This is a genomic window from Chryseobacterium sp. P1-3 (assembly GCF_000738495.1).
In the GTDB taxonomy this organism is placed as follows: Bacteria; Bacteroidota; Bacteroidia; order Flavobacteriales; family Weeksellaceae; genus Chryseobacterium; species Chryseobacterium gallinarum.
In genome coordinates this window covers 16,647-41,043 of the sequence record NZ_JPEQ01000018.1, presented here as the reverse complement: position 1 = coordinate 41,043, position 24,397 = coordinate 16,647, and the positions used below count along the sequence as shown (strand labels likewise).

The window sequence follows — 24,397 nt, the reverse complement described above, 5'->3', positions numbered from 1 at the left end:
TATTAATTCATCAATTAATATTGAAAAAAAAATTTCAATATCAATCAATTATTCTACTATTTTTGTAAAAATCTAATTTCAACATCTATGAAGAAAATTCTATCAGTTATCGTGCTCCTCTTTGCTGCAATCAATATGCTTTTTGCACAGAGAGACACTGAGCACTGGTTTGCCCCAATGGCAGCAAATACGTCAGCCTTAAGCAATCCTAGGCAAGCTTTATATTTTTCTACAGATTCTGTGACGCCTTTTCCTGTAGAAATTTACAGTAACAATGTTCTTCTGGGAACAGTTACCATCAGTAAAGGCAATCCGCAGTCCTATACTGTGAACACCAATACCATGATCACTTCCAATAGCAGCGAAAAGTTCACACCGGTAGGTAAAGGGATTTATACCAAAGGGGAAAAACCCTATTATGTAACCTTTAGATTTAGTGTAACCAGCCATGGAGAAATATTAACTTCTAAAGGAAAAGCGGGAATTGGAAAAAAATTCTATGCTGCAGCAACTCCGATGACGGGACAGACCATCACATATTTAAATTTTACAGCCGGAATCCTGGCTACAGAAGATAATACAACTGTAACCGTATCCGGGTATGATTCCGGACTTCAGTTCTCTAACGGAACCACAGGAATTACCAATCCTACGATGACCTTTACCCTGAATAAAGGACAAGCCTATATTATTGAAGGTCTTCAGGATTTCGGAACAAATGCCAAAGGATTTATAGGTGCTAAAATAGAAGCTGATAAACCGGTGTCTGTTACCAATGGAAACTTTAATGGCCAGTTTGCCCTGCCTGCAAGTAAAGGAAGTTCCGGAAGTGACATTGTAATGGACCAGTCTGTACCGGTAGACAGATTAGGGAATGAATTTGTACTTGTAAAAGGAAATGGCGGGATCACAGATGGCGTTGAAGATGCCCTGGTAATTGCTACAGAAACCAACACCGAGGTATACGTAAACGGAGGAACAACCCCGATAGCCACCCTTAATGAGGGAGATTGGATACGTGTATCTGAAGGACCGAACGGTACATTTAACAATCAATATATCAACCAGGGGAATAACCACTATAATATGCATATCAAAACAACCAAAAATGCATATGTATATCAGCTACTGGCAGGTATTAACAACAATACAGCAACAGAAGGGTATAATTACATACCTCCGCTGAACTGTTTCTTACCGAGAAAGATAGATGAAATTGGAATGATTAATATGCTTCCGGAAGGAGGTCAAAACGTAAAATTAAATATCCTTACTGAAACCGGTGCTACCGTAACAGTTAACAATCTGCCACCTCCTGCTGCTCAGGGACCTTTCCCGGTTACCGGAACCTCATCATGGGTATCTTATTCAGTTCCTGCCGTTACAGGAAATGTAACGGTTACCTCTACAAAAGCGGTTACTGCAGGTATTGCAGGTGGAAGTGGAACATTAGGTTATGGCGGATATTTTGCCGGATTCTCCTCAATTCCTGTTATTGCAAAACAATCCGGTAACTGTATTCCGGGATTGGTGCTGGAAGTAGATGACAGTTTTGATACGTATCAGTGGTTCAAGGAGGGTGTTGCCATTCCTGGAGCTACAACGCATTCATATACTCCTACGCAATCAGGAAATTATACTGTAAGAATTACCATAGGATCATGTCCTCCGGAAACTACCCCGGTATATAAAGTATATACCTGTCTTACCAAAACAACCAAAACAGATACTGTATGTGATGGCGTAAAACAGATTATTCCTACATTCAGTAACTCAACGCAAATTGTTGTTCCTGGTTCGGTAACGATTGTTACTCCACCTGCCCATGGTAATGCTGTAATTGATCCTGTTACGGGTGTTATAAGCTATGCACCGGGCTATAATTATACGGGTCCTGATACTATTGTGTATCAATTCTGCGGTAATAACCCGGATTTTACAGACTGTGAAGAAGTTACTTTAAATTTAACGGTGTCTGAAAGTCCCACTATCAACAATACAGCCTTAAGAGAATGTTTCATAGAATCCAATCCATCAACAGGATTGTTTAATCTTGAAGAAGCTTTTGTAACTGCAGACACCAACGTAGTGAAAAAATACTATCCATCTCCTGCAGACGCCCACGCCGGAACGAATGAAATTCTGAACCCAACCAACTATATTGCCCCTAACGGAGTAGTTTACATCAAAGTAATTAATGCCAATGGATGTTATAGAATCGCAGAAGTAACGCTAACAGTGATGCCTCCGGTAAAATCTGATATCCTGGTTGATAAGATCGTTTGTATGGAAGGAAAAACAACTTTAGATGCCGGACCTGGCTTCAAAGGATACGAATGGAGCACGGGAGCTACTACACAATCTATTCAGAATGTGGGAGTAGGAACATATTGGGTGAGACTCAGAACCGGAGACTGCTATACGGTACAAACTGTAAAAGTATATCCTTCAGAACAACCGGTTATTTCAAATATTGATATTTCAAATAATACCATTACAGTGAATGTGATTGGAGGAACTGCTCCGTATAAGTATTCGATTGATAATATTAACTGGCAGGATTCAAACGTATTCACAAACCTTGCCAGAGGAAATATCAGCGTGTATGTAAAAGACGATTATAACTGTACACCTATAAAAGTAGATATCACGATTCCTAATCTGATCAATGTGATTACCCCAAATGATGACGGAGTTAATGATGTTGTGGATTATTCATTATTGGCAACTAAAAATAACCTGGTATTGAATATCTTCGACAGATACGGAACCAAAATCTATCAGGCTGACAAATCCAACGGATATAAATGGGATGGAACCATTGACGGAAACAAGAGAGTTCCTACCGGAAATTACTGGTATGAAGTTGGCTGGACAGAGCCAAATGGAAAAAATACAGCGATAAAATATACAGGCTGGATTTTGGTAAAAAACAGAGAGTAAAACTCAGAAATATTTTTTTTAAAACCACGATTTTGAAATCGTGGTTTTTTTATTACTTTTTCAAGCACTCAATACTTTTTATTATTAAATTTGTGATAAATCATGAAACTGAATGAAAAAAACTCTATCTTTTTTATTTATATTTTACATTTTCACCTTTGCTTTTGCCCAACTAGACAGAGAGCATTGGTTTGCCCCCATGGTAGACAGGACGGGAAGTTTTAATCCTTATCAAAAACTTTATTTATCTACCAATAGAACGACACCGTTCCCCGTCAATATTTATAACAACAATGTCTTGATAGGTACGGTAAACATCAGTAAAAATAATCCCCAAAAATTTGATGTTTTAAGGAATTATATCATTACCACCCAACAAACTGATTTATTTACACCAACCACTAAAGGACTATACTTAAAGGCAGAGTTTCCTTTTTATGCCAATTTGAGGTTTTCTGTATTCAACCATGCGGAGATCATTACCTCAAAAGGAATTCCCTCTACCGGAAAAACTTTTTTTGCTGCTTCAGCACCTATTACCGTAAATAATAGCATTCTTAATTTCATGACCAGCGTTTTAGCAACAGAAGACAATACTACTGTTACTATTACCGGATATAATCCTGCTGTTCAATTTTCCAACGGAACCACAGGTACTACCAATCCTGTAATGACCTTCACTTTAAATAAGGGACAATCTTACATCATTGACGGTATTGGAAATATTGCCGGAAATTTTGATGGTTTTATCGGTTCAAAAATTACCTCAAACAAACCTGTCAATGTTACAAACGGAAATTTTAACGGCCAGTATGCCGGTGATTATCCTTCAAGTTCCGATATTTTAATGGATCAGGCAGTTCCGGTCGACAGGCTGGGTAGTGAATTTGCTCTTGTAAAAGGTAACGGAAGTATCGGATCCAATATGGAAGGGGCCGTAGTTATTGCTACTGAAGATAACACACAGATCTACGTCAATAACGAATTGACACCTGTCGCCACCATCAATGCCGGAAAATATTTCGTTATCCCTGATACAAAATACAGCTTACAGGGCGGAGGTCATTATAATTTATACATCAAGACTTCTAAAAATGCCTACGTCTATCAGCTTCTGGCCGGAGATTCCAATTCCGGTAACGAAGTGGCAACCGGAGGATTCAATTTTATTCCGGCCCTTAACTGTTATCTTCCCAAGCAGATTAATGAACTGGGGTTCATCGACGAAAATTTTGTACATTCCAATGCTGTTCCTGCCGGCATGCTCAATATTCCCACAAAACTGAACCTTATTACCGAAAGAGGGGCTGTAGTTACCGTAAACGGAGCAACTCCACTAGCTAGTGCAGGCCCTTACAACATGACAGGAACCAACAACTGGGTAACTTATGGTATTCCTAACGTAACGGGAACCATAACAGTAGTTTCCGACAAAGCAATTACAGCGGGCATAACGGCAGGAAGTGATGCTGTAGGATATGGAGGCTTTTTTGCCGGATTTCCCACCCAGCCGGTTATTATAAAATCGGGAACCAATTGTATTCCGGGAATTACCCTTACAGTAGATCCTATTATTTATGATTCTTACCAATGGTACCGGAATGGCACCATTCTTACCGGAGCAACCTCATCCTCTATTACTCCTACCCTTCCAGGATATTATACCTGCTCTGTAACCATGGGCAGCTGCGCACCTTTAGTAACGGAACAATATAAAGTCGTTAATTGTATGAAACTGAGTACTGCCAGCTACAATGTATGCGATACAAAAACGATTACTCCCACATTCAGCAGCTCGTCACAAACTCCGGTTCCTTCAACGGTTGCCATAACAACTCCACCTTCTTTAGGAACAGCTGTTATAAATCCAGCGACGGGAGTGATTACCTATACCATCAATACGCCGGGTACAATAGGCAATGATACTTTTACCTATACATTCTGTGGCAATGATCCTGATTTTCCGGACTGTGAAACGGTAACTGTCAATATCAGCATCCAGTCCCTCACCGTTACGAATGTTATATTGAAATCCTGTGATAATAACGGCCAGGGAATATTCGATTTAACCACCGCAGCCGTAACCACCTATTCTCCTGTTACTATTTCTTACTATCCTACATTGCTAGATGCCCAAACCGAAAATCCGGCTGCACTTATCACTACAGCAAATGCCTATTCCGCACCTAACGGGACGATTGTATATGCCGTTGTAAAAAATAGTATCGGCTGTAAAGGCATTGCAGAAATAACACTGAATCTTTATAATAAAGCAATAGTACAGGATAATTACAATGGTATTTTTTGCGATGATAATATGGACGGAACCGTTACTGTTATCCTTGCCAATATTACCCCTATTGTCCTCAATAATCCCACCTATTTTACGAATGTAAGATATTATGCCGCCCTTGGTGATGCCAATGCAGGAAATGCCAATACCCTTCCTAACAACTGGAGCTACACTACAACGACCACGATTTATATAAGGGTAGATTCACCTGACGGATGTCCTGCAGTGATCAAACCGCTGCAATTCAGTATTGGAGCCAGAATACCCTTGATAAAAACAACGGATACCGAAGACGTATGTGATGATGACTTAGATGGAATCAAAGCAGTTAATCTGGCTCAATTTATCCCTCAGTTTACCCTGGATCCGAATGTTACTTTTACTTTTCACGGAACATTATCAGATGCCCAGAATAATATCAATCCTATCAGTGGCGCAGTGAATGTTACCAATACCCAGACTTATTATATCCGTTTTCAGAAAAACGGAGTATGCCCGGAGGTAGGAACCCTGAAAATTACCATTAAAATCCCCAAGAAATCCACGCTTCTGAATGATCAGGCTATTTGTCCTAAATCTACTACTACATTGGATGCTGGTCCCGGTTTTGACAGATATCTGTGGAGTACAGGAGCCACAAGTCCTTCCATTACCAATGTTCCTGTAGGAAGTTACTGGGTAGAACTGACTTCTAACGGATGTGTTTATAAGCAATATGTAAATGTCACGGAGCTACCTCTTCCTGTCATCACTTCTATTGAAATTGACGGAACCACTGTGAAGGTCGGAGTAAGCGGAGGAACGCCCCCTTATGAATACTCGCTGGACGGAGTGGTCTGGCAGAGTTCAAATATTTTCTACAATGTATCAAGAGGAGCACATCATGTTTTTGTGAAAGACTCTAAATTGTGTGGTGAAGTCAAAAAACCGTTTGCCATCATCAATCTTATCAACACCATCACTCCAAACGGCGATGGTTATAATGAGGGAATTAATTATTCAGCTTTAATGGCTAATGACAATCTTGAGTTCAGAATTTTTGACAGATATGGAGCCGAAATTTTCAGGGGAACTCCTGAAAATAAATACACCTGGGACGGCAGAATAGGAGGCAGGTATGTACCTACGGCTACTTACTGGTACTTTATCAGCTGGACAGAATATGGGTCTACCCTTTCTGTAAAGTACTCAAGCTGGCTGTTGGTAAAACACCGGTAATCATTAAAAAAACAATAATTTCCAGCTAATTAGCTTATTTTAAATAATTTATAACACTCATTAACACTTTACTGCAAAGTTTAATATAACTTTAACCCGTAATCTTCATCAAACAAGGTATAAATTGCTGTATTTCTATGTAATTTTGCCGAATTATATGAAGAAACTGTTTACGCTACTGTTATTGGTTTTTCTGATTAAAATCAATGCCCAAATATATTCCGGAGAAGTATTCCTGAGGGACAATTCAATTTTGTATCTCAATCAGGTATATGTGACCAACCTGAATACTCAAAAAACTGTCCTTACCGATTACAATGGTAATTTCAATATTCCGGCAAATCCGGGCGACGTTATTCGGTTCACTTCTATTGTTACGGAGAGAAAAGACATTAAGCTTACTCCCCAGCTGATGGATCAGAAAAATCTCGTTGAGCTTAAGATTGCTTATTACGAGATCCAGGAAATTGTACTAAGCAGATTCAAGCCTACCGGAAACCTCAGGTATGATGTCAATTCCATACGGAAAGAAGATAAAGCACTCGCCATCAAAAAAATTATCGGACTTCCTGAACCTAAAGGTGACGGTAATCCACCTGAACTTCCGGTTGCAGGGCTAAGGGACGGAGGCCTCACTTTTAGTTTGGAGAGTATTTATGATATCCTTTCAGGAGAAAGAAAGAAAAAGCAGCGTTATGCAGCCTATGAAAGAATGAATTCTTCCGTTGCCCAGATCAAAAATTATTTGGGAAAAGATTACTTCTTAAAGTTTAAGATTCCTGAGAATTTAATTGATAATTTCTTACAATTCGTGTATACTTCTGAAAATATTCAGCCTTATGTGCTGGCTGGAAATTTTGAAGCCATAAAAGTTCCGATTGAAAAATATCTTCCTATTTATCAGAGAAGGTTAAGAAATTCCCATCTCCAGGAAGTTGTCAGCAAATAAACTTATTTTCCTTTTAAGAATAAATAAACAGAATCTATGAAACAATAGGTATAGATCTGTATTGTAACCCTGGGCTCAAAAAGAACTTTTTTGTTCATCCTGGGAACAATATCTGTTATTGTAAATAACACAACTTTAACAGTATACATTTCATTAATATTCAAAAATATATTTAATTTTATGCTATAATCAGTTATTTAAAATAAAAACTATAGTATTCCGTTATCACTTAAAGACTAATTGACCATCACAAATTAAGAAAAAGCACCAATCTTTAACTTAATCTATATTAATGAAAAAAATTCTTTTACTCCTTGGCTCGATTCTGTTTTTCAATCTTTCTGCACAAAAAAAAGGGAAAGACTATAGTGAAATCATGAAGAGCAACAATATCTATGAAATCAATGCTTTTCTAAGGGACGCCCATCCCGATGATCCCCGGCGTTCTGTCTTAAAGCCGAGGGTTATGGAAATGATGAAAGAATACATCAAAAAACGCTCATCCCGAAGATCAAAAGGTAAAAGATATGCAGGAAATGCTGGCTTTGTTAAGAAGACGGCCTTCCACCAAGATCACTTTTGATGAAATGAATGCCATTATCAAGCAAAAACAGATTGCCAAATATAAAGCTGAACTTGCAGCCAAAAAACCAACGGAAACTTATATTCCAAGCAACGCACAAAATACTTTTGTTGTAAATACAGCAGCCAATGCAGCTATTCCCAATGCAGAAGCAGAGGAATTCAATATGCTGATGAATGTTTCCCCTATTGAACATCAAAACAAAACCGTTAAGATCCTTAATTCCTTATTTGATAATGATCCCAATGCCAAAGAATGCATAGTCCTCATTCAGAATCAATCTGACTGTAATATCATTGTAAGAATGGAAGGGGTAGGGAATACAAAATACAGACTTGCTGTTCCGGCTCATAAAGACAATTCAATTGTAGTGGAAAAAGGGCAATACCTTTTCACAAGTTTGGTATGTGGAGCACAGTATGCATCACAAAAAACTATTCAAAAACCAATCATGGTTGCCTTAGGCAGCGCAACAGCACAATAATCAAAACAATATAATAGTTTCACCATAGGTCTTTTAAAGCTAAAAGACCTCAATTCTGTGTAAATTTTATTACTTTTGCAGTCATTTTATAAATGACTCATGGGCAAGAATAAATTAGCAAGATTTGCAGAAAATAAGATATTACCGAATGTAATTCAACCTACAAGAGAAGAGGCTTTAAGCGGCTTTGCACTCAAAGGGAAATGGAGAGAAAATTTCTTTAAAAATGATAACCCGATTGTCCTGGAATTAGGCTGTGGTAAAGGAGAATATTCCGTAGGACTTGCCAAGACATTTCCTGAAAAGAACTTTATCGGGATTGATATTAAGGGGGCAAGATTCTGGTTTGGAGCAAAGGAAGCTGTAGAAAACAACATGAACAATGTGGCGTTTTTAAGAACACAGATTGAGCTTGTTGATTATTTTTTTGCTGAAAATGAAGTCGATGAAATATGGATTACTTTCCCGGATCCACAAATCAAGTATAAAAGGACAAAACACAGATTGACTCATCCGGATTTTCTAAACCGGTATAAAAAATTCCTGAAACCAGGCGGTATTATCCATTTAAAAACCGATTCCGAATTTTTGCATGGCTATACTCTGGGCTATTTACAAGGTGCAGGATATGAAATCATTACTGCTCATCATGACATCTACGGAGCACCTGAATACGATCCGGACACACCACATCTGAGGGATATCAAAACGTATTATGAGGAATTATTTTCTGCTAAAGGAAAAACCATTACTTATATAAAATTCCGGATAAGCTGATGACATAAACCCGTATTGATGAAAAAAAAATTTTTTAACGATTTTAATTTTATTCTTCACATTTCTAATTCCCGGCCTTACAAACGCTCAGAAAGGCAGCAAAGACATTCTGAAAAGCACAAATATCAAAGAAATTGAAGAATACCTAAGGAACACCCACCCGGATGATCCAAAAAGAAGCGTTCTGAAGCCTAAACTTATCGCCCTAAAAAATGCAGAGTGGACCAAAGGAGCCCGTACAGCCAAGCCTATGGAAGCAAGACCTGTTATCTCAGACATTCCAAAGAATGTGATGAGAAATCCTGATTCCAATGATGCGGAAGAATTTAAACGGCTTCTTGTAGAATCTACTTCAGAGCATAAAGAGAAAACCGTAAAGCTTCTGAATGCGATGTTCAATGAAGATATCACCCGTAAAGAAGCCATTCTCTTATTCAGAAATAATTCAGATTGCAACATTGTTCTCCGGGTTGAAGGAAAAGACTATTATAATCTTGCCGTTCCAGCTCATGGAGAGAACTTCGTTGTCATCAATAAAGGGTCTTATACCCTCAGCAGTAATGTCTGTGACATGAAATACACTTCTCTGAAAGACATTAAAAAAAAGTATCTTTGTAACGATTGATAATCCTATGCAACCTGAAACGGAACAAAAACCTGTGCAAAAGGAAATTGTAAGTAAAAAAAAACCGAAAAAAAGAAAAGTAAAAAAATAAAATAGGTATGAAAAAGCTATTAGTTTTTACCGGGATTTCATTAATCTTAACCAGCTGTAATACGATTAATTATGGCGGTTATCCGATAAGAAATTCCTATCCTGCCCGTAACTCCGGTAGTGTTGCTAATACAGAAAGAGAATACAATGAGCTGATGAAGACCTATAAACCGGAAACAGCTGAAGTACTTACGGATCTTCTGAATAATGACGATCCCTCCAATCCGAGGACCTCTATTTCCGTAAACAATAAATCTTCCTGTAATATGGTGCTTACTATAAGTGGAAATAATTTCTTCAGGAAAATTCCCATCGGAGCAGGAAAAATAGGCTATGCAATGGTTCCCAGGAATCAGAATTACAGGTTATCCGGAATGCTCTGCAATTCTTCCTATCAATCAACCAAGTATATAACCAGTTCTTATAATATAAGTCTTTCACAATAAAAAGATTCCGGCGGGCTTTGCCCGCCGGAATCTTTTTTTAATCAGCAAACAACACCTGAGAAGCCTTCTCTTCTATTCTTTAATGTAATATAAATAAACTAAGCACAAATAAAAATAAAAAACGCCGGACCGAAACCCAGCGTTTTTCTATAGTAAAGAAAATCTTTAATTATTCTGCATCGAAATCAGCATCTGTATCAGCAGATACTTTTTCTCCTTCTTCTTTAGATTTTTCTTTATCAGCTTTTCTTTGAGACTGACCTTCTTTGATAGATTCAGACACTACGCTAAGAATCATATCAATAGACTTGGAAGCATCATCGTTTCCTGGGATAACGAAGTCTACTTTTCTAGGGTCAGAGTTTGTATCAACGATACCGAAAACCGGAATACCAAGTTTCTTAGCTTCAGTTACCGCGATGTGCTCTCTTAAGATATCAACTACAAATACAGCAGACGGAAGTCTCACCATGTCAGCGATAGAACCTAAGTTTTTCTCTAGGTTAGCTCTTTGTCTGTCTACCTGTAATCTTTCTTTTTTAGATAAAGTTTCGAACGTACCGTCTTTTTTCATTTTGTCGATAGAGTTCATCTTCTTTACCGCCTTTCTGATCGTAACGAAGTTCGTTAACATACCTCCTGGCCATCTTTCTGTAATATAAGGCATATTAAGTTCAGAAGCGTGTTTTGCCACTACTTCTTTCGCTTGCTTTTTAGTAGCTACGAAAAGAACTTTTTTTACCTGCAGAAGTTAATTTTTCTAAAGCGCTACACGCTTCATCCAATTTAACTGCTGTTTTATGTAAGTCTACAATGTGAATACCGTTTTTCTCCATAAAAATGTATGGAGCCATATTTGGATTCCACTTTCTAGTCATGTGACCGAAGTGTACGCCAGCCTCTAAAAGGTCTTTTACATTTGCTTTTGCCATGTTTTCTGTTTTTGTTAGTTTACTTTCCGTCTTTTAAACAATCAACAACTTCTTTAGATGGGAGAAGCGTTTGGATGCTAAACGTAACGGGCAATTGGCGGTTTGCTTTTTGCTTTTGACAATAGGCTTTTCGCCGAGATTAAGTTTAAATAAAATGTAGTACATTTCTGTAGCCAATAGCTAATAGCCATTCGCCAACAGCAAATCTTAACGTTTTGAGAATTGGAATCTCTTTCTTGCTTTTTTCTGACCTGGCTTCTTTCTTTCCACCATTCTCGCGTCTCTTGTAAGTAAACCAGCAGGCTTTAATGCTAATCTGAACTCAGCGTTGATTTCGCATAAAGCTCTTGAAATACCTAATCTGATAGCTTCTGCCTGACCTGTATTTCCACCACCGAACACGTTTACGGTAACGTCATACTGACCAACAGTTTCAGAAAGGATAAACGGTTGATTTAATTTATAAACCATTACGTCTGTAGAGAAATATTCTTTAGCATCTTTACCGTTTACTGTAATGTTTCCAGAACCTGGTTTCACATAAACTCTAGCTACAGAAGTTTTTCTTCTTCCGATTTTGTGAACTATAGACATATTAATTATTTAAATTCGTTAACATTAATTGTTTTAGGCTGTTGAGCTTCATGTTTGTGCTCAGTTCCTTCATATAAATAAAGATTTTTAAGGATAGCAGCTCCCAATCTGTTTTTAGGCAACATTCCTTTTACAGATTTCTCCAATACCTTTAAAGCATCTTTCTTTTGAAGTTCAGCCGCAGTCATAGACTTCTGTCCACCAGGGTATCCTGTATGCCAGATATAAGTCTTATCAGCCCACTTGTTTCCGGAAAGTGTAATTTTCCCAGCATTCAAAACGATTACGTTATCACCACAATCTACGTGAGGTGTAAAATTCGTTTTGTGCTTACCTCTCAAAATCTTTGCAACCGTAGAAGCTAATCTACCTAACGGCTGTCCTTCAGCGTCTACCACAACCCATTCTTTATTAGCAGTAGCTTTGTTCGCTGAAACAGTTTTGTAACTTAATGTATTCACACGTTTTAGTTAAAGATTAAACATAATTTACCCCTAAAAGGGTGTGCAAAGGTACAAATTATTTTTGTAACCCAAAAACATATTTTATTTAATCTATATAACAATCTTTATTGAGCGTTGTATTAATAGATTTTAACACTTTTTAAGCATTTGGCATAAAACTTGTAAAATGTGTAGCGATGAAAAAAGTTTAGAAGATTCTAAAAACACAACTGATAAAGCAAAGAGTTTTTCCCTCGGCTCTTTCTTTATTAATTTTTCTTTAAAGATTCCAGGAAAAGATTATCGATATAATTATTGTATAACCCGAAATAATTATATTTGCCGCAAAACGTTTTACCATGAGCCACGGAAAGATTCGAGAAGAAAAAACCTGCTTAAACTGCGGACAACAGGTCGAAGAAAGATATTGCCCCCATTGCGGACAGGAAAATATTGAAACCCGCCAACCTTTTTATTATCTTTTCACTCATTTTATAGAAGATTTTACGCATTATGACGGGCAGTTCTGGGGAACCCTGAAAAATCTGATGTTTAAACCCGGTGCTCTCACCAGAACTTACCTTGAAGGGAAAAGACAAAAGTTTGTACCTCCTGTAAAACTGTATATTTTTGTCAGCTTTATCACCTTTTTTGTTTTTGCGCTTTTTCCTTTGGTAACTATTAATTTCAACAATAATAAAAATAACGGGGATCCGGATAAAGCCAGCATCTTCAAGAAAATAAAGGCCCTCGACACGAAGAAAATAACAGATAGCATTAAAGCTGACGCTATATTGACCCAAGAAGATTCTGCCACCATCAAAACCCTTGGAGCATTACCGGATTCAGCTAAAATAGATGACCTGGAAGATGCTTTTGAAATGGATGAAAAAATAGATAAGGATGTCCTGTATCGCGGCTATAAAACGAGAAGAGCCTATGATTCGGCGGCAGCGAAAAATCCATCGGCTTTTGATTTTATCCAAACGCCTTTAGCACATAAATTTTTTGAACTCAAAGAGAAAGGCGTTACAAAAGCTGAAATTGTCAAGAGCCTGTCGGAGACATCTTTTCATAACCTGCCAAAAGCTCTTTTCATTTATCTTCCCTTATTTGCGTTCTTTTTATGGATTTTTCACAATAAAAAAAGATGGTGGTATTTTGACCATGGAATTTTTACCCTGCATTATTTCTCGTTTCTCTTACTGAATATCCTGTTTGTATTTCTCATCGCAAAACTGGCAAGCCTTACGGATATTGGTATTCTCAATAGTATTTTATATCTTTTATTATGTGTTCTGCTGATCTATATAATAGCTTATTTCTTCATTGCCCACCGGCGTGTGTATCACACACATGGTATAGTAAGCTTTATTATCGGTGGAATATTATTTACCCTTAATTTCTTTACCTTTATGATTTTGGTTGTCGGGCTCGCTTTGATAAGTTTCCTGATGATTCATTAAAATAAAAATGAAGCTGTCTTTTTGATAGCTTCATTTTCTTTTTATTTTCTTAATGACTTACTTCCCCTGAAACTCGCAAATAAATAATAGGCTACAAAAACCGTGGAAAATTTCAAAATCGACGGAACAGCCAGCTTCAGGTCAAACATTAAACTGCCTGCCAACACAAGAACTCCCATGACAACGAAAGATAATCCCAATTTCTGTGGCAAGGTAAAGCGAGGAGTATCCAGATAGTAGGCAGTTCCCCAGGCCGCTCCAAAGGCAATGGCATAATAGATATCCAGCCCGACATTTTGTGAGCTTAAAAAGAAGTAATTGATAAGGAAGCTTACTACTGTTCCCAAAGCGAAATATATCAAAGCTTTTTGCATGTCTGTAAAATATGGTGCAAAAGTAAAAATTTTAATTTGAGGAATTTTAAAATCTATCATTTTGAAAACAAAATTCCTATGTTATTTTGATTCTGCAACTACCGAACTTTTAAACTTTAACAAAAATTGGAAAAACATAATTAAATAAACTCATTTAAAACAATGATAATCAACAATTTAAAATCAAACGCAAGGTTCTTTTTTTATTATTATATTTGAAAACTTAGAAACTTTCTAGAATTTTTATGGAAACCCAAAAATATACTCCAACCAACAAAGTAAGAATCGTAACTGCTGCCTCATTATTCGATGGGCATGATGCTGCGATCAATATTATGCGTCGTGTCATCCAGGGAACAGGATGCGAAGTTATCCATCTTGGACATGACAAATCTGCAGAAGAAGTTGTGAACACAGCAATCCAGGAAGATGCCAATGCTATTGCGCTAACTTCATATCAGGGAGGTCACAACGAATATTTTAAATACATCTATGACCTGCTAAGAGAAAAAAATTCACCACAAATCAAAATTTTTTGGCGGCGGCGGCGGAGTTATCCTGCCGGAAGAAATTAAAGATCTGATGTCTTACGGGATTGACAGGATCTATTCCCCGGATGACGGACGTGAGCTAGGCTTGCAGGGAATGATTGATGATTTGGTGCAAAGGTCGGATTTTGCTACCGGAAAAGATGTTACGGCTAAAGATTTGGAAAATATCAGCTTTGAGAATCCATCAAGCATTGCTCAAATCATCTCTGCGGTTGAAAACTTTTCGGAAGAAAAACCTGAACTGGTAAAAGCGATTGACGAAAAATCAAAAGACCTGAATATTCCGATCATTGGTATCACGGGTACCGGAGGAGCCGGAAAGTCTTCGTTGACAGATGAACTGGTAAGACGTTTTCTGCGTTCCAATACTGATAAGAAGATTGCCATCATTTCTATTGACCCTTCAAAAAAGAAAACGGGAGGTGCCCTTCTTGGAGACAGGATCCGTATGAATGCGATTAATGACCCTCGGGTTTACATGCGCTCTATGGCAACAAGAGAGAATAACGTGTCTGTTTCACCATTTATTCATTCTGCTCTGAATGTTTTAAAGCTGGCTCATCCGGATGTTATCATTCTTGAAACTTCAGGAATCGGACAATCGGGCTCAGAGGTTTCCGACTTCGCAGATGTTTCCATGTATGTCATGACTCCTGAATATGGTGCTTCCACACAGCTGGAAAAAATCGATATGCTAGACTATGCTGACCTGGTTGCCTTAAACAAATCTGATAAGCGGGGTGCCCTTGATGCCCTTCAGGCGGTAAGAAAGCAATTCCAGAGAAACCACCTTTTATGGGAAAGCCAACTGGAAGATATGCCGGTATATGCTACCAAGGCATCTCAGTTCAATGACCATGGGACCACAGAGCTCTATAACAGGCTGGTTTCAAAAGTAAACGAAAAATTTGCCGGTTTACATTTAAATACTTTCGTTGAGCAGGAAATTACTGATGAAGTAACCATCATTCCTCCCAAAAGAGTACGTTACCTGTCTGAAATTGTTGAAAACAACAAGCAATATGATGCCAATGTTGAAAAACAGGCTGAACTTGCAAGGAAAATGTATCATATTGAAGGCGTTAAAAATATCATTTCTAACGAAGCCCTGGACGCTGAATATCAAAAGGCAGAAAAAGAGCTTCAACAAGAAAACATTGATTTCCTGAAAACCTGGGACGATACGAAAAAGGCTTTCCATGAAGAGTTTTACTCTTATTTTGTAAGAGGAAAAGAGATTAAAGTGGAAACCTCAACAGAGTCTTTATCACATTTAAGAATCCCAAAAATCGCCTTACCAAAATACCATGACTGGGGAGATCTGATCAAATGGAAAGGCCAGGAAAACCTTCCGGGAAGCTTCCCTTATACAGCAGGGATTTACCCGTTCAAAAGAACAGGAGAAGACCCTACAAGGATGTTTGCAGGAGAAGGTGGTCCTGAAAGAACCAACAGAAGATTTCATTACGTTTCCGCAGAAATGCCTGCAAAACGTTTTATCTACAGCATTTGACTCCGTAACATTGTATGGACAGGATCCTGCTTTACCACCGGATATTTACGGAAAAATCGGAAATGCGGGAGTTTCCATTGCTACTTTAGATGATGCTAAAAAGCTTTATTCAGGATTTGATCTGGTGAATGCATTAACGTCCGTTTCCATGACAATCAACGGGCCTGCTCCAATGCTATTGGCGTTCTTTATGAATGCAGCCATCGACCAGAATGTTGAAAAATATATTAAAGAGAATGGGTTAGAGTCTAAAGTTGAGGCCAAACTTAAAGAAAAGTTCGATGACAAAGGCCTGGAAAGACCAAAATATAACGGTGAACTTCCACCATCCAATGATGGATTGGGATTACAGCTTTTAGGATTAACAGGAGACGAAATTGTTCCGGCAGACGTTTACGCTGACATTAAGGCTAAAACTATTGCTACCGTTCGTGGTACTGTTCAGGCTGATATTTTAAAGGAAGACCAGGCTCAGAATACCTGTATATTTTCTACTGAATTTGCACTGAGATTAATGGGTGATGTTCAGGAATATTTTATCAAGGAAAAAGTAAGAAACTTCTACTCGGTTTCTATCTCAGGTTATCACATTGCCGAAGCAGGCGCAAATCCTGTTTCCCAGTTGGCATTTACATTGGCAAATGGTTTTACTTATGTAGAGTATTACTTAAGCCGTGGAATGGATATCAACGATTTCGCTCCAAACCTGTCTTTCTTCTTCTCCAATGGTATTGATCCTGAATATTCAGTAATCGGACGTGTGGCAAGAAGAATCTGGGCAAAAGCCATGAAACTGAAATACGGGGCTGACGAAAGAAGCCAGATGTTGAAATACCACATCCAGACTTCAGGGCGTTCGCTTCATGCACAGGAAATTGATTTCAATGATATCAGAACCACTCTTCAGGCGCTGTATGCAATCTATGATAACTGTAACTCACTACATACCAATGCGTATGATGAAGCGATTACCACTCCTACCGAACAATCCGTAAGAAGGGCAATGGCCATTCAGCTGATCATCAATAAAGAATTGGGATTGGCTAAAAACGAAAATCCTCTTCAGGGATCCTTTATTATTGAAGAATTAACCGATTTAGTAGAAGAAGCTGTGTATGCGGAATTCGACAGAATCACAGAAAGAGGAGGTGTTCTCGGAGCGATGGAAACCATGTACCAGCGTTCCAAGATCCAGGAAGAATCAATGCATTATGAATGGCTGAAACATACCGGGGAATATCCGATCATCGGAGTAAATACTTTCCTTGGTAAGGATGGCTCTCCCACTGTACTTCCGGGAGAAGTTATCCGTTCTACTGAAGAAGAAAAGCAAGCCCAGATTGAAGCGCTTCACAATTTCCAGAAAGCCAATGAAGGAAAATCTGAAGAGGCTCTGAAGAAATTACAACATGCAGCCATTAATCAACAAAACTTATTTGAGGTAATGATTGATGCTGTGAAGTTCTGCTCTTTAGGACAAATTACCAATGCGTTATTTGAAGTAGGTGGTAAGTACAGAAGGAATATGTAGGTCCACCTCATCTTCTGATATATAATACAAACCTAACAGGATTCAGAATCCTGTTAGGTTTTTTTGTACATTTAACTCCAAAATTAATTACCCATGAAAAGCTTTAAGAGAATTTCACTTTTAATTACTTTATGTTTAGCCTCGGTTTCCTTTTCCCAAAAACGCACTGAAGATTTTTCCATAAGTTTTCCGGATAAAAAATTAGAAAAAAGCTATTATAAAACAATAACATTGATCGACAACAGGATTGATACTACTTCCCTTGGAATTGTCCAGAAAGGCGCCTTTAATACAAAAGCCAGAGTTGTTCCCACTACTCATTTAAGCGACCAATTCCAAAAGCTTCTGGATCATATCAACGGTGATAATACAGAAGACGGCAATATTGTAATATACCTCAAACAACTGTATTTTGCGGAAACCACAGGTGCATTCAGTGAGCATGGCTATTGCTATTTTCAAGCCTTCCTGTTTGCAAAAAACGACGATGGCACTTATTCCTATCTGGATAAAATAGATCAGGTAATAGATCACTCCTCCATGGATGTAACCAAAGCCACCATGAAAAAAGGAAGTGAAATGGTAAGTGATTTTATCAGCCGGAATATTTCTAAAAAAGCCGGTACTATCCATCAGTATTCTTTTGCTGACCTGAAGAATTTCGACAGTATTGAAAAGCAGAAATTCAGTCTTTACAATTCCCAGGAATTGAAAGACGGTGTATATAAAGATTATGAGGCTTTCAGGGATCAGCAGCCTGAAAAAGCCATTACCAATGTCAAATTCTATGGAAAGGCTCCAAAAATCATTAAAATATATGAAACGATTGACGGAAAAGAAAAAGAGATAAAAAAGGATGGTTATTATGCCATTGTCTACAAAGGGGAACCGTACATTTATACTTCCGCTGATGATCTGTTTGCAAAAGCTGAAAAAAGAGACGGGGATTACTATTTCACAGGAAAAGTCAAAAGTACCGCAAAAACAGGAAATGTAATGCTGGCTTCGGCTTTTTTCGGAATTATAGGAGGCTTAATCGCATCGGGCCCTGTGGCCACTCCATTTGAATTGAAAATAGACTATCTAAATGGAGGGTTTATCCCAGTCAGAGAAGTGAAAAATTAATAATCCGGTCTAAAACACAAAAAACCGCAGATAAGTTTCTGCGGTTTTATTTTTATCAGTTTTTACAGTGGTTATTTTTTATTAAAATCACCTGCAAAAACAGATGTAAGTTTATCTTCACTGATGTATTTTCTGAGTACTTCATTTACCTGGCTTACTTTCAATGCGGAGACTTTAGCTTCCAATGCATCATAATCATCCAGCGGAATTCCAAACTGAAGCTGACTGTTTACCAATCCCATCAAAGTGCTATCATTACCTAAGCCTGTTTTTCTGGAAGTCAGCCAGGAATTTAAATTAGATTTTAATTCTTCTTCGCTGAATCCTTCTTTTACCGCCTTATTGACTTCTTCTTTCAATGCTTTATTTACAGCTTCTTTCTTGGTAGGGTTAAAGAATGCATACCATCCCCATGACGCCACATCATTATCGGATGGAACACTGATATAAGAACCGGCCCCATAACTGATACCCTCTTTTTCACGAAGTCGTATCGGAATTCTTGATGTCAGGAAACCTCCACTACCCAACATTTCGTTGGCAATAATCAGCGCCGGATAGTCAGGACTTTTCCTGTCCATTGAAAAACTGATTTTTCCAACAGCAGCACCATTTTCTTTATCAGGAGTTATATATTCTTTATCTTCTTTTTTAGTTGTAAAGAGTTCCGGTTTAATTTTCTCATAATCCGATTTTGAATTCCATTTTCCAAATGTGCCCTCCATTAACGCAGACACTGTCTTGGAATCCAGATCCCCGATCATTGTCCCTACTCCGTTATTACTTCCTAAAATCTTATTATAAAAATCTACAAGCTCCTGTCTTTTGATGGTTTTATTTGTTTCTATCTGTTCTTTGAAGGATGGTGTATAAAAAATACTTTCTTTAGGATAACTGGAGGTAATTTTTTCAATTTCGGTAAATGCCAGCGCCTGAGGGTCATTTAAAGAACTTTCAAGATAAGTATTGTACTCATTTACTGTTTTAACCAATTCTGCTTCCGGGAAAGTGGATTCTGTAAGAATTTCTTTCATCAGTCCCATTACTTTGGGTAAATGCTCTTTATAAGTACTCACATTGGCATACAAGGTCTGGCCACTGAATGAGAATCCTATACTGGATTTCCATTGATCCAGCATATCCTGGATCTGTTCTTTAGTATGAGATTTGGTACCTGTTTTCATCACCTGAGCCATTAAAGCTCCAATCTTGGCCTTTCCATTTAAATCTTTAGCATTACTTACCGGGAAACGGAAGCTTCCCAATACTTTCCCTCCTTTAATTTCTTTTTTAATGACTCCGTATTTCATTCCATTGCTCAGTTTTCCTTCAGAAAGATTAGCCTTGAGATTTTTAATACTAGCTTCAAAAGGAGCCACTTCTTTTTCCAGTGCTTTCCCCTTATAATCTTTCGTTAAAGAAGCAATCTGGTCATCTGAATATTCAATATTTTTAACTCTCACTTCATCTTTGGTAGGTATAAATACTCCAACGGTCCTGTTGTTGGTTTTGAAATATTTATCCGCAACCCTCTGAATGTCTGCCAACGTCAGTTTTTCAATATTATCACGGTATAACATGGCCAGTTTATAGTTTCCTGCTCCTACAATTTCTGTCAGTCCTATTGCATAATTGATCGTGTTATTTTTGTTGTTCTCAATTTGCTTTAAAATTTTAGCCTTAGCCCTGGCAACATCCTGTTCCGTGTATTTAATTGCTGCAATTTTATCAAGTTCTGCCCTGAAATCACTTTCTACAGCCTTCACATCTTTCTCTGCAGGAATTTCCAGACCAAAATACATATAGGCAGCATCTCTTACAGTTGGCTGATAGGAATAAACTGAAGCCGCTTTATGGGAATCAATCATTGCCTTATATAAGTATCCTGAAGGGTCCGCTGTTAAAATTTCTGATAATGCATCCAGAGCTGCGTAGTCTTTATCTGCATAAGGAGCGGTATGATAAAGTGCTCCTACAATTTTGCTGTCTCCTGAGCGCTTCAGTTCTACAAAACGTTCTCCATCCTGAGCTGGCTCCACGGTATAGGTCTGATCCAATATCCTTGAAGGTCTCGGAATAACGGAGAAATATTGAGAAACATACTGTAAAGCCTGTTTTTCATCAAATTTACCTGCTACTATAAGTGTGGCATTGTCCGGCTGGTAATGTTTTTCATAGAACTTCCTAAGGGTCGGAGCTTTTACCCTCTCAATATCTTCTTTACTTCCGATAGTGCTGTTTCCATAGTTATGCCATAAGTAAGCCGTAGAGACAATTCTTTCCATCAAAACAGACCCCGGATTATTTTCTCCGATTTCGAATTCGTTTCTTACTACAGAAAATTCTTTATCCAGGTCAGATTGCAGAATGGTAGCATTGATCATTCTGTCTGCTTCCATTTCCAGTGCCCATTTAAGATTCTCATCACTGGACGGGAAAATTTCATAATAATTGGTTCTGTCATACCAGGTAGTTCCATTCGCATCACCTCCTTTATCCGATAATTGTTTTTTAATATCACCTAGTTTTTTAGTGCTCTTAAATAACATATGTTCAAGCAAATGTGCCATTCCTTTTTCTCCATAACCTTCATGCTTAGAACCTACATTATAGATGATATTAACCACCATATTGCTTTGCGAAGGATCCGGAATCAAAAGGACTTTCATTCCATTATTAAGCGTGTACTCTTTTACACCTTCTGTGTTACTTACGAATTTTGGAGCTTCAGCCTTTTGTGAAAATACCGGGTTGGCTACTCCGGTGAAAAACAGGACTGCAGTCCCAATTAGTAGACTTTTCATGTGTTTTATTTAATTTTGTTAAATATAAGAGATTTTTCACATCTCTTATGAAGATTAGACAATATAACTCACAGAAATGTTACAAATTTCATTTTAAATTTTACATTTGTTTTTCATGAAACCAAAAGCTTTATTCAACTGGAGCAGCGGAAAAGATTCCGCCCTTGCCCTTTTTAAGATCTTACAGGAAGATCAATATGATGTATCAACACTTTTAACCAGCATTAATAAAGAGTTTCAGCGTATATCCATGCATGGTGTTCATGTTTCCCTGTTGGAGCAGCAGGCTGCGAGTATAGGAATTCCGCTGGTAAAAATGGAGCTTCCTAAAGAGCCTTCAATGGAAGAATATCAGGAAATCATGAAAGATACAATTTCCGGAATTCAGTCACAGGGAATTACCCACTCTATCTTTGGAGATATTTTTCTGGAAGATCTCCGACAATACCGCGAAAACCAGTTACAGTCCATCGGTATGAAAGCTGTTTTTCCACTATGGAAGCAAAACACCCCGGATCTTATTCATGAGTTTTTAGACCTTGGATTTAAAACTATTGTCACTTGCGTTAACGGGACCTATCTTGATAAAAGCTTTGCCGGAAGGATCATTGATCAGAATTTCATTAAGGATTTACCAGGAAATGTAGATCCTTGCGGAGAAAACGGCGAATTTCATACATTCACTTTTGATGGCCCTATCTTTAAGAATCCGGTACCATTTGAAATTGGAGAAACGGTAAAAAAGACTTATCCTAGGCCAAAAACGGATTCTGAAGAAAAGGATGGAGAATACACTTTCTGGTTTTGTGATCTGATTTCAAAATAAACCAGATCTGCTTTTTACATCACGAATATGCAAACGTACCCGGAATTGCGGAGATGCTCAGGATAAAAAAAACTATTCCAGGCTGGATCTAGCATGGAATTTGCATCCTTTGAGACTTTTTAAGATTTCACTATCTTTAAAATGATAACTTTTAATAAACACCCGTGATAAAAAATTTAACCTTCATTCTGATTCTGTGCTTTTTATTTTCCTGCAAAACTGAACCTTCTAAGGCCCCTCTGGATAAAAATGCGATTATCGATTCTACCATTACCGCTTTTCAAAAGACCCTTCTGGAACAGCAGATTGATTCTGTTTTTAAAAAATACCGCTTCAATGGCAGTATTGCTGTTTTTAAAGATTCATTGCAGCTTTATGGAAAGGAAAACGGCTATTCAGATTTTAAAGAAAAAAACAAAGATTGACAGCAATACCATTTTTGCCATCGGATCGGTAAGTAAACAATTCACCGCTGTCCTGGTATTACTTCAAATGGAACAAGGAAAATTGAATGTTACAGATAAAGCTTCCCAATACCTCAAGGAGTTTAAAAATAAGGATTATGAGAATATTACCATTCATCAGCTTTTGAATCATACTTCAGGATTAAACCTTCTGGGTGGAAAACTGATGTTTAAAAGTGGTTCAGATTTTTTCTATTCTAATGACGGGTTCAATGCACTGGGCAAAATCGTTGAGACCGTAACAGGGAAATCTTATGATGAAAACGTACGGGAACTATTTAAAAAAGCAGGAATGGCTCATTCTTCCACAGGTGATATCTTTAAAGGCAATCATTTTGCCAGCGCTTATCTTGGCAATGCCGGCATACAACAAGAGGTTCCGAATATGCCCAAAAGATTGGGAGGTAAAGAAATCGGAATTCCGGCAGGGGGAATTCTTTCTACCATTCAGGACCTTCATCATTGGAACAATGCTCTTTATAGCGGAAAGATTTTAAAACCCGAAACCCTTACATTATTTATGGCTAAAAGTGCAGAAAGACATCACGCTGTCTTTGGAAAAATGGGGTATGCTTACGGGATTATGCTGAATATCGGAAATCCTGCCGCTTATTTTCACAGCGGATATGTAAAGGGATCACCTTCTTTAAATATTTATTATCCTGAAACGAAGACTTCCGTTATTATCCTTTCCAATATTGCAGATGAAGAAAAAGGAAAAGGAATGATCTTTAAGCCCCATATTAAAGTAAAAAAGATTACAGACAACTTAGAAAGCACTTTGATACAGCTGAAGGAGAAAAAATAAGTATTTTTATCCCATTATTTATAGGATGAAAAAACTGTATTTCATTGCCATTTATCCGCCTCAGGAAATTATAGAGGAAGTAAGGAACTTTAAGAGGGATCTGGCCATCAGCTATGGAACTTCCAAAGCATTAAAAAATGATGCCCATATCACCCTTTTTCCGCCTTTTTTCAGGGAAGCTGAATTGGAAAGTGATGTTTTTACAGCATTTGAAAAGATTAACACCCATCGACCTCCTTTTGAAGTTGAACTTAACGGATTTGGCAGTTTCCCCAACCCTAAGAACCCGGTGATTTTTGTTCATCCGGAAAACAATTCTGATTTAACTGATCTTCAACGCAGGGTGAGGCAGCAATTCAACTTTAAACAGTATTCTTTTACTCCTCATATGACCGTAGGATACAGGGACCTTACATGGGAGAATTATTTAAAGGCTTGGGAAAAGTATCAAAAGCTCGAATACAAAACTAAATTTATAGTTGACGAAATACTCCTTCTCCGTCATGATGGAAAATGGACTCCTATTGCGGAAAAGCTACTTACATGATAAAGCCGGCT

At 37.8% G+C, this 24,397-nt stretch carries 18 protein-coding genes and 2 pseudogenes; 15 read left to right on the top strand and 5 right to left on the bottom strand.

The window, feature by feature from the left end; translation table 11 throughout:
* Nucleotides 1–87 precede the first annotated feature (87 nt).
* The 8 genes from HX13_RS19760 (at nt 88) to HX13_RS19730 (ending at nt 10,408) form a co-directional block, all read left to right on the top strand.
* Nucleotides 88–2,943: a T9SS type B sorting domain-containing protein gene (locus tag HX13_RS19760; protein ID WP_050022479.1), complete on the top strand. Its 2,856-nt coding sequence runs from the start codon at nt 88–90 to the stop codon at nt 2,941–2,943.
* A 112-nt stretch (nt 2,944–3,055) separates the two neighbouring features.
* A complete protein-coding gene (locus HX13_RS19755) occupies nt 3,056–6,454 on the top strand; it encodes a T9SS type B sorting domain-containing protein (protein ID WP_050022478.1) in 3,399 nt (1,132 codons plus the stop codon).
* A 157-nt stretch (nt 6,455–6,611) separates the two neighbouring features.
* On the top strand, nt 6,612–7,403 hold the full coding sequence (locus HX13_RS19750; RefSeq protein ID WP_050022477.1) for a hypothetical protein: 792 nt from the start codon (nt 6,612–6,614) through the stop codon (nt 7,401–7,403).
* Between the two features lie 292 nt (nt 7,404–7,695).
* Nucleotides 7,696–7,986 carry a hypothetical protein gene (locus HX13_RS24990; RefSeq protein WP_238555542.1) on the top strand — a complete coding sequence of 97 codons (291 nt, stop codon included), beginning with the start codon at nt 7,696–7,698 and terminating at the stop codon, nt 7,984–7,986.
* Complete coding sequence (locus HX13_RS19745) at nt 7,931–8,470, top strand: DUF6759 domain-containing protein (RefSeq protein WP_238555541.1); 540 nt, start codon at nt 7,931–7,933, stop codon at nt 8,468–8,470. Before HX13_RS24990 ends, HX13_RS19745 begins: the two co-directional genes overlap by 56 nt.
* A 99-nt stretch (nt 8,471–8,569) precedes the next feature.
* Entirely contained in the window at nt 8,570–9,247 is a 678-nt protein-coding gene (gene trmB / locus HX13_RS19740; RefSeq protein ID WP_050022476.1) for a tRNA (guanosine(46)-N7)-methyltransferase TrmB, read from the top strand.
* Nucleotides 9,248–9,497: 250 nt separating this feature from the next.
* Nucleotides 9,498–9,872 carry a DUF6759 domain-containing protein gene (locus HX13_RS24985; protein WP_238555540.1) on the top strand — a complete coding sequence of 125 codons (375 nt, stop codon included), beginning with the start codon at nt 9,498–9,500 and terminating at the stop codon, nt 9,870–9,872.
* Nucleotides 9,873–9,970: 98 nt separating this feature from the next.
* Nucleotides 9,971–10,408 carry a DUF6759 domain-containing protein gene (locus HX13_RS19730; protein ID WP_050022475.1) on the top strand — a complete coding sequence of 146 codons (438 nt, stop codon included), beginning with the start codon at nt 9,971–9,973 and terminating at the stop codon, nt 10,406–10,408.
* A gap of 169 nt (nt 10,409–10,577) precedes the next feature.
* Here HX13_RS19730 and rpsB read toward each other — a convergent pair.
* From rpsB to rplM, 3 genes and pseudogenes are all read right to left on the bottom strand, one after another.
* Nucleotides 10,578–11,340: pseudogene (gene rpsB / locus HX13_RS19725) on the bottom strand (30S ribosomal protein S2).
* A 207-nt stretch (nt 11,341–11,547) separates the two neighbouring features.
* On the bottom strand, nt 11,548–11,934 hold the full coding sequence (rpsI, locus tag HX13_RS19720) for a 30S ribosomal protein S9 (protein WP_007843277.1): 387 nt from the start codon (nt 11,932–11,934) through the stop codon (nt 11,548–11,550).
* Between the two features lie 5 nt (nt 11,935–11,939).
* Nucleotides 11,940–12,395: a 50S ribosomal protein L13 gene (gene rplM / locus HX13_RS19715; RefSeq protein ID WP_050022474.1), complete on the bottom strand. Its 456-nt coding sequence runs from the start codon at nt 12,393–12,395 to the stop codon at nt 11,940–11,942.
* Between the two features lie 341 nt (nt 12,396–12,736).
* On the opposite strand from rplM, the gene HX13_RS19710 reads away from it, so the two are divergent.
* A complete protein-coding gene (locus tag HX13_RS19710; protein WP_050022473.1) occupies nt 12,737–13,843 on the top strand; it encodes a DUF3667 domain-containing protein in 1,107 nt (368 codons plus the stop codon).
* A gap of 41 nt (nt 13,844–13,884) precedes the next feature.
* Here HX13_RS19710 and HX13_RS19705 read toward each other — a convergent pair whose 3' ends face one another.
* On the bottom strand, nt 13,885–14,217 hold the full coding sequence (locus tag HX13_RS19705; protein WP_050022485.1) for a hypothetical protein: 333 nt from the start codon (nt 14,215–14,217) through the stop codon (nt 13,885–13,887).
* 245 nt (nt 14,218–14,462) lie between these two features.
* On the opposite strand from HX13_RS19705, the pseudogene HX13_RS19700 reads away from it, so the two are divergent.
* Together HX13_RS19700 and HX13_RS19695 are read left to right on the top strand one after the other, a co-directional pair.
* Nucleotides 14,463–17,812, top strand: a pseudogene (locus HX13_RS19700) (methylmalonyl-CoA mutase family protein).
* A gap of 93 nt (nt 17,813–17,905) precedes the next feature.
* Complete coding sequence (locus tag HX13_RS19695; RefSeq protein WP_050022472.1) at nt 17,906–18,937, top strand: hypothetical protein; 1,032 nt, start codon at nt 17,906–17,908, stop codon at nt 18,935–18,937.
* 71 nt (nt 18,938–19,008) lie between these two features.
* Here the strand turns inward: HX13_RS19695 and HX13_RS19690 are convergent, their stop codons facing one another.
* Complete coding sequence (locus HX13_RS19690; protein ID WP_050022471.1) at nt 19,009–21,741, bottom strand: M16 family metallopeptidase; 2,733 nt, start codon at nt 21,739–21,741, stop codon at nt 19,009–19,011.
* Between the two features lie 115 nt (nt 21,742–21,856).
* Between HX13_RS19690 and HX13_RS19685 the strand changes: the two genes are divergently transcribed.
* From HX13_RS19685 to HX13_RS19675, 4 genes are all read left to right on the top strand, one after another.
* Nucleotides 21,857–22,567, top strand: coding sequence for a diphthine--ammonia ligase (locus HX13_RS19685; RefSeq protein ID WP_050022470.1), 711 nt, complete (start codon nt 21,857–21,859; stop codon nt 22,565–22,567).
* Between the two features lie 164 nt (nt 22,568–22,731).
* Nucleotides 22,732–22,992, top strand: coding sequence for a hypothetical protein (locus HX13_RS24980; protein WP_238555539.1), 261 nt, complete (start codon nt 22,732–22,734; stop codon nt 22,990–22,992).
* Nucleotides 22,943–23,839, top strand: a complete 897-nt coding sequence (locus tag HX13_RS19680; RefSeq protein WP_238555538.1) for a serine hydrolase domain-containing protein — start codon at nt 22,943–22,945, stop codon at nt 23,837–23,839. The genes HX13_RS24980 and HX13_RS19680 overlap by 50 nt, the downstream gene beginning before the upstream one ends.
* Nucleotides 23,840–23,864: 25 nt before the next feature.
* Nucleotides 23,865–24,386 (top strand): 2'-5' RNA ligase family protein, encoded by a 522-nt coding sequence (locus HX13_RS19675; protein WP_050022469.1) that lies wholly within the window; start codon nt 23,865–23,867, stop codon nt 24,384–24,386.
* Nucleotides 24,387–24,397 lie beyond the last annotated feature (11 nt).

Coding starts and splice junctions, on each gene's coding strand:
- HX13_RS19760 (WP_050022479.1), top strand. CDS start 88: ATGAAGAAAATTCTATCAGTTATCGTGCTCCTCTTTGCTGCAATCAAT.
- HX13_RS19755 (WP_050022478.1), top strand. CDS start 3,056: ATGAAAAAAACTCTATCTTTTTTATTTATATTTTACATTTTCACCTTT.
- HX13_RS19750 (WP_050022477.1), top strand. CDS start 6,612: ATGAAGAAACTGTTTACGCTACTGTTATTGGTTTTTCTGATTAAAATC.
- HX13_RS24990 (WP_238555542.1), top strand. CDS start 7,696: ATGAAAAAAATTCTTTTACTCCTTGGCTCGATTCTGTTTTTCAATCTT.
- HX13_RS19745 (WP_238555541.1), top strand. CDS start 7,931: ATGCAGGAAATGCTGGCTTTGTTAAGAAGACGGCCTTCCACCAAGATC.
- trmB (WP_050022476.1), top strand. CDS start 8,570: ATGGGCAAGAATAAATTAGCAAGATTTGCAGAAAATAAGATATTACCG.
- HX13_RS24985 (WP_238555540.1), top strand. CDS start 9,498: ATGGAAGCAAGACCTGTTATCTCAGACATTCCAAAGAATGTGATGAGA.
- HX13_RS19730 (WP_050022475.1), top strand. CDS start 9,971: ATGAAAAAGCTATTAGTTTTTACCGGGATTTCATTAATCTTAACCAGC.
- rpsI (WP_007843277.1), bottom strand. CDS start 11,934: ATGTCTATAGTTCACAAAATCGGAAGAAGAAAAACTTCTGTAGCTAGA.
- HX13_RS19710 (WP_050022473.1), top strand. CDS start 12,737: ATGAGCCACGGAAAGATTCGAGAAGAAAAAACCTGCTTAAACTGCGGA.
- HX13_RS19705 (WP_050022485.1), bottom strand. CDS start 14,217: ATGCAAAAAGCTTTGATATATTTCGCTTTGGGAACAGTAGTAAGCTTC.
- HX13_RS19695 (WP_050022472.1), top strand. CDS start 17,906: ATGAAAAGCTTTAAGAGAATTTCACTTTTAATTACTTTATGTTTAGCC.
- HX13_RS19690 (WP_050022471.1), bottom strand. CDS start 21,741: ATGAAAAGTCTACTAATTGGGACTGCAGTCCTGTTTTTCACCGGAGTA.
- HX13_RS19685 (WP_050022470.1), top strand. CDS start 21,857: ATGAAACCAAAAGCTTTATTCAACTGGAGCAGCGGAAAAGATTCCGCC.
- HX13_RS19680 (WP_238555538.1), top strand. CDS start 22,943: ATGGAAAGGAAAACGGCTATTCAGATTTTAAAGAAAAAAACAAAGATT.
- HX13_RS19675 (WP_050022469.1), top strand. CDS start 23,865: ATGAAAAAACTGTATTTCATTGCCATTTATCCGCCTCAGGAAATTATA.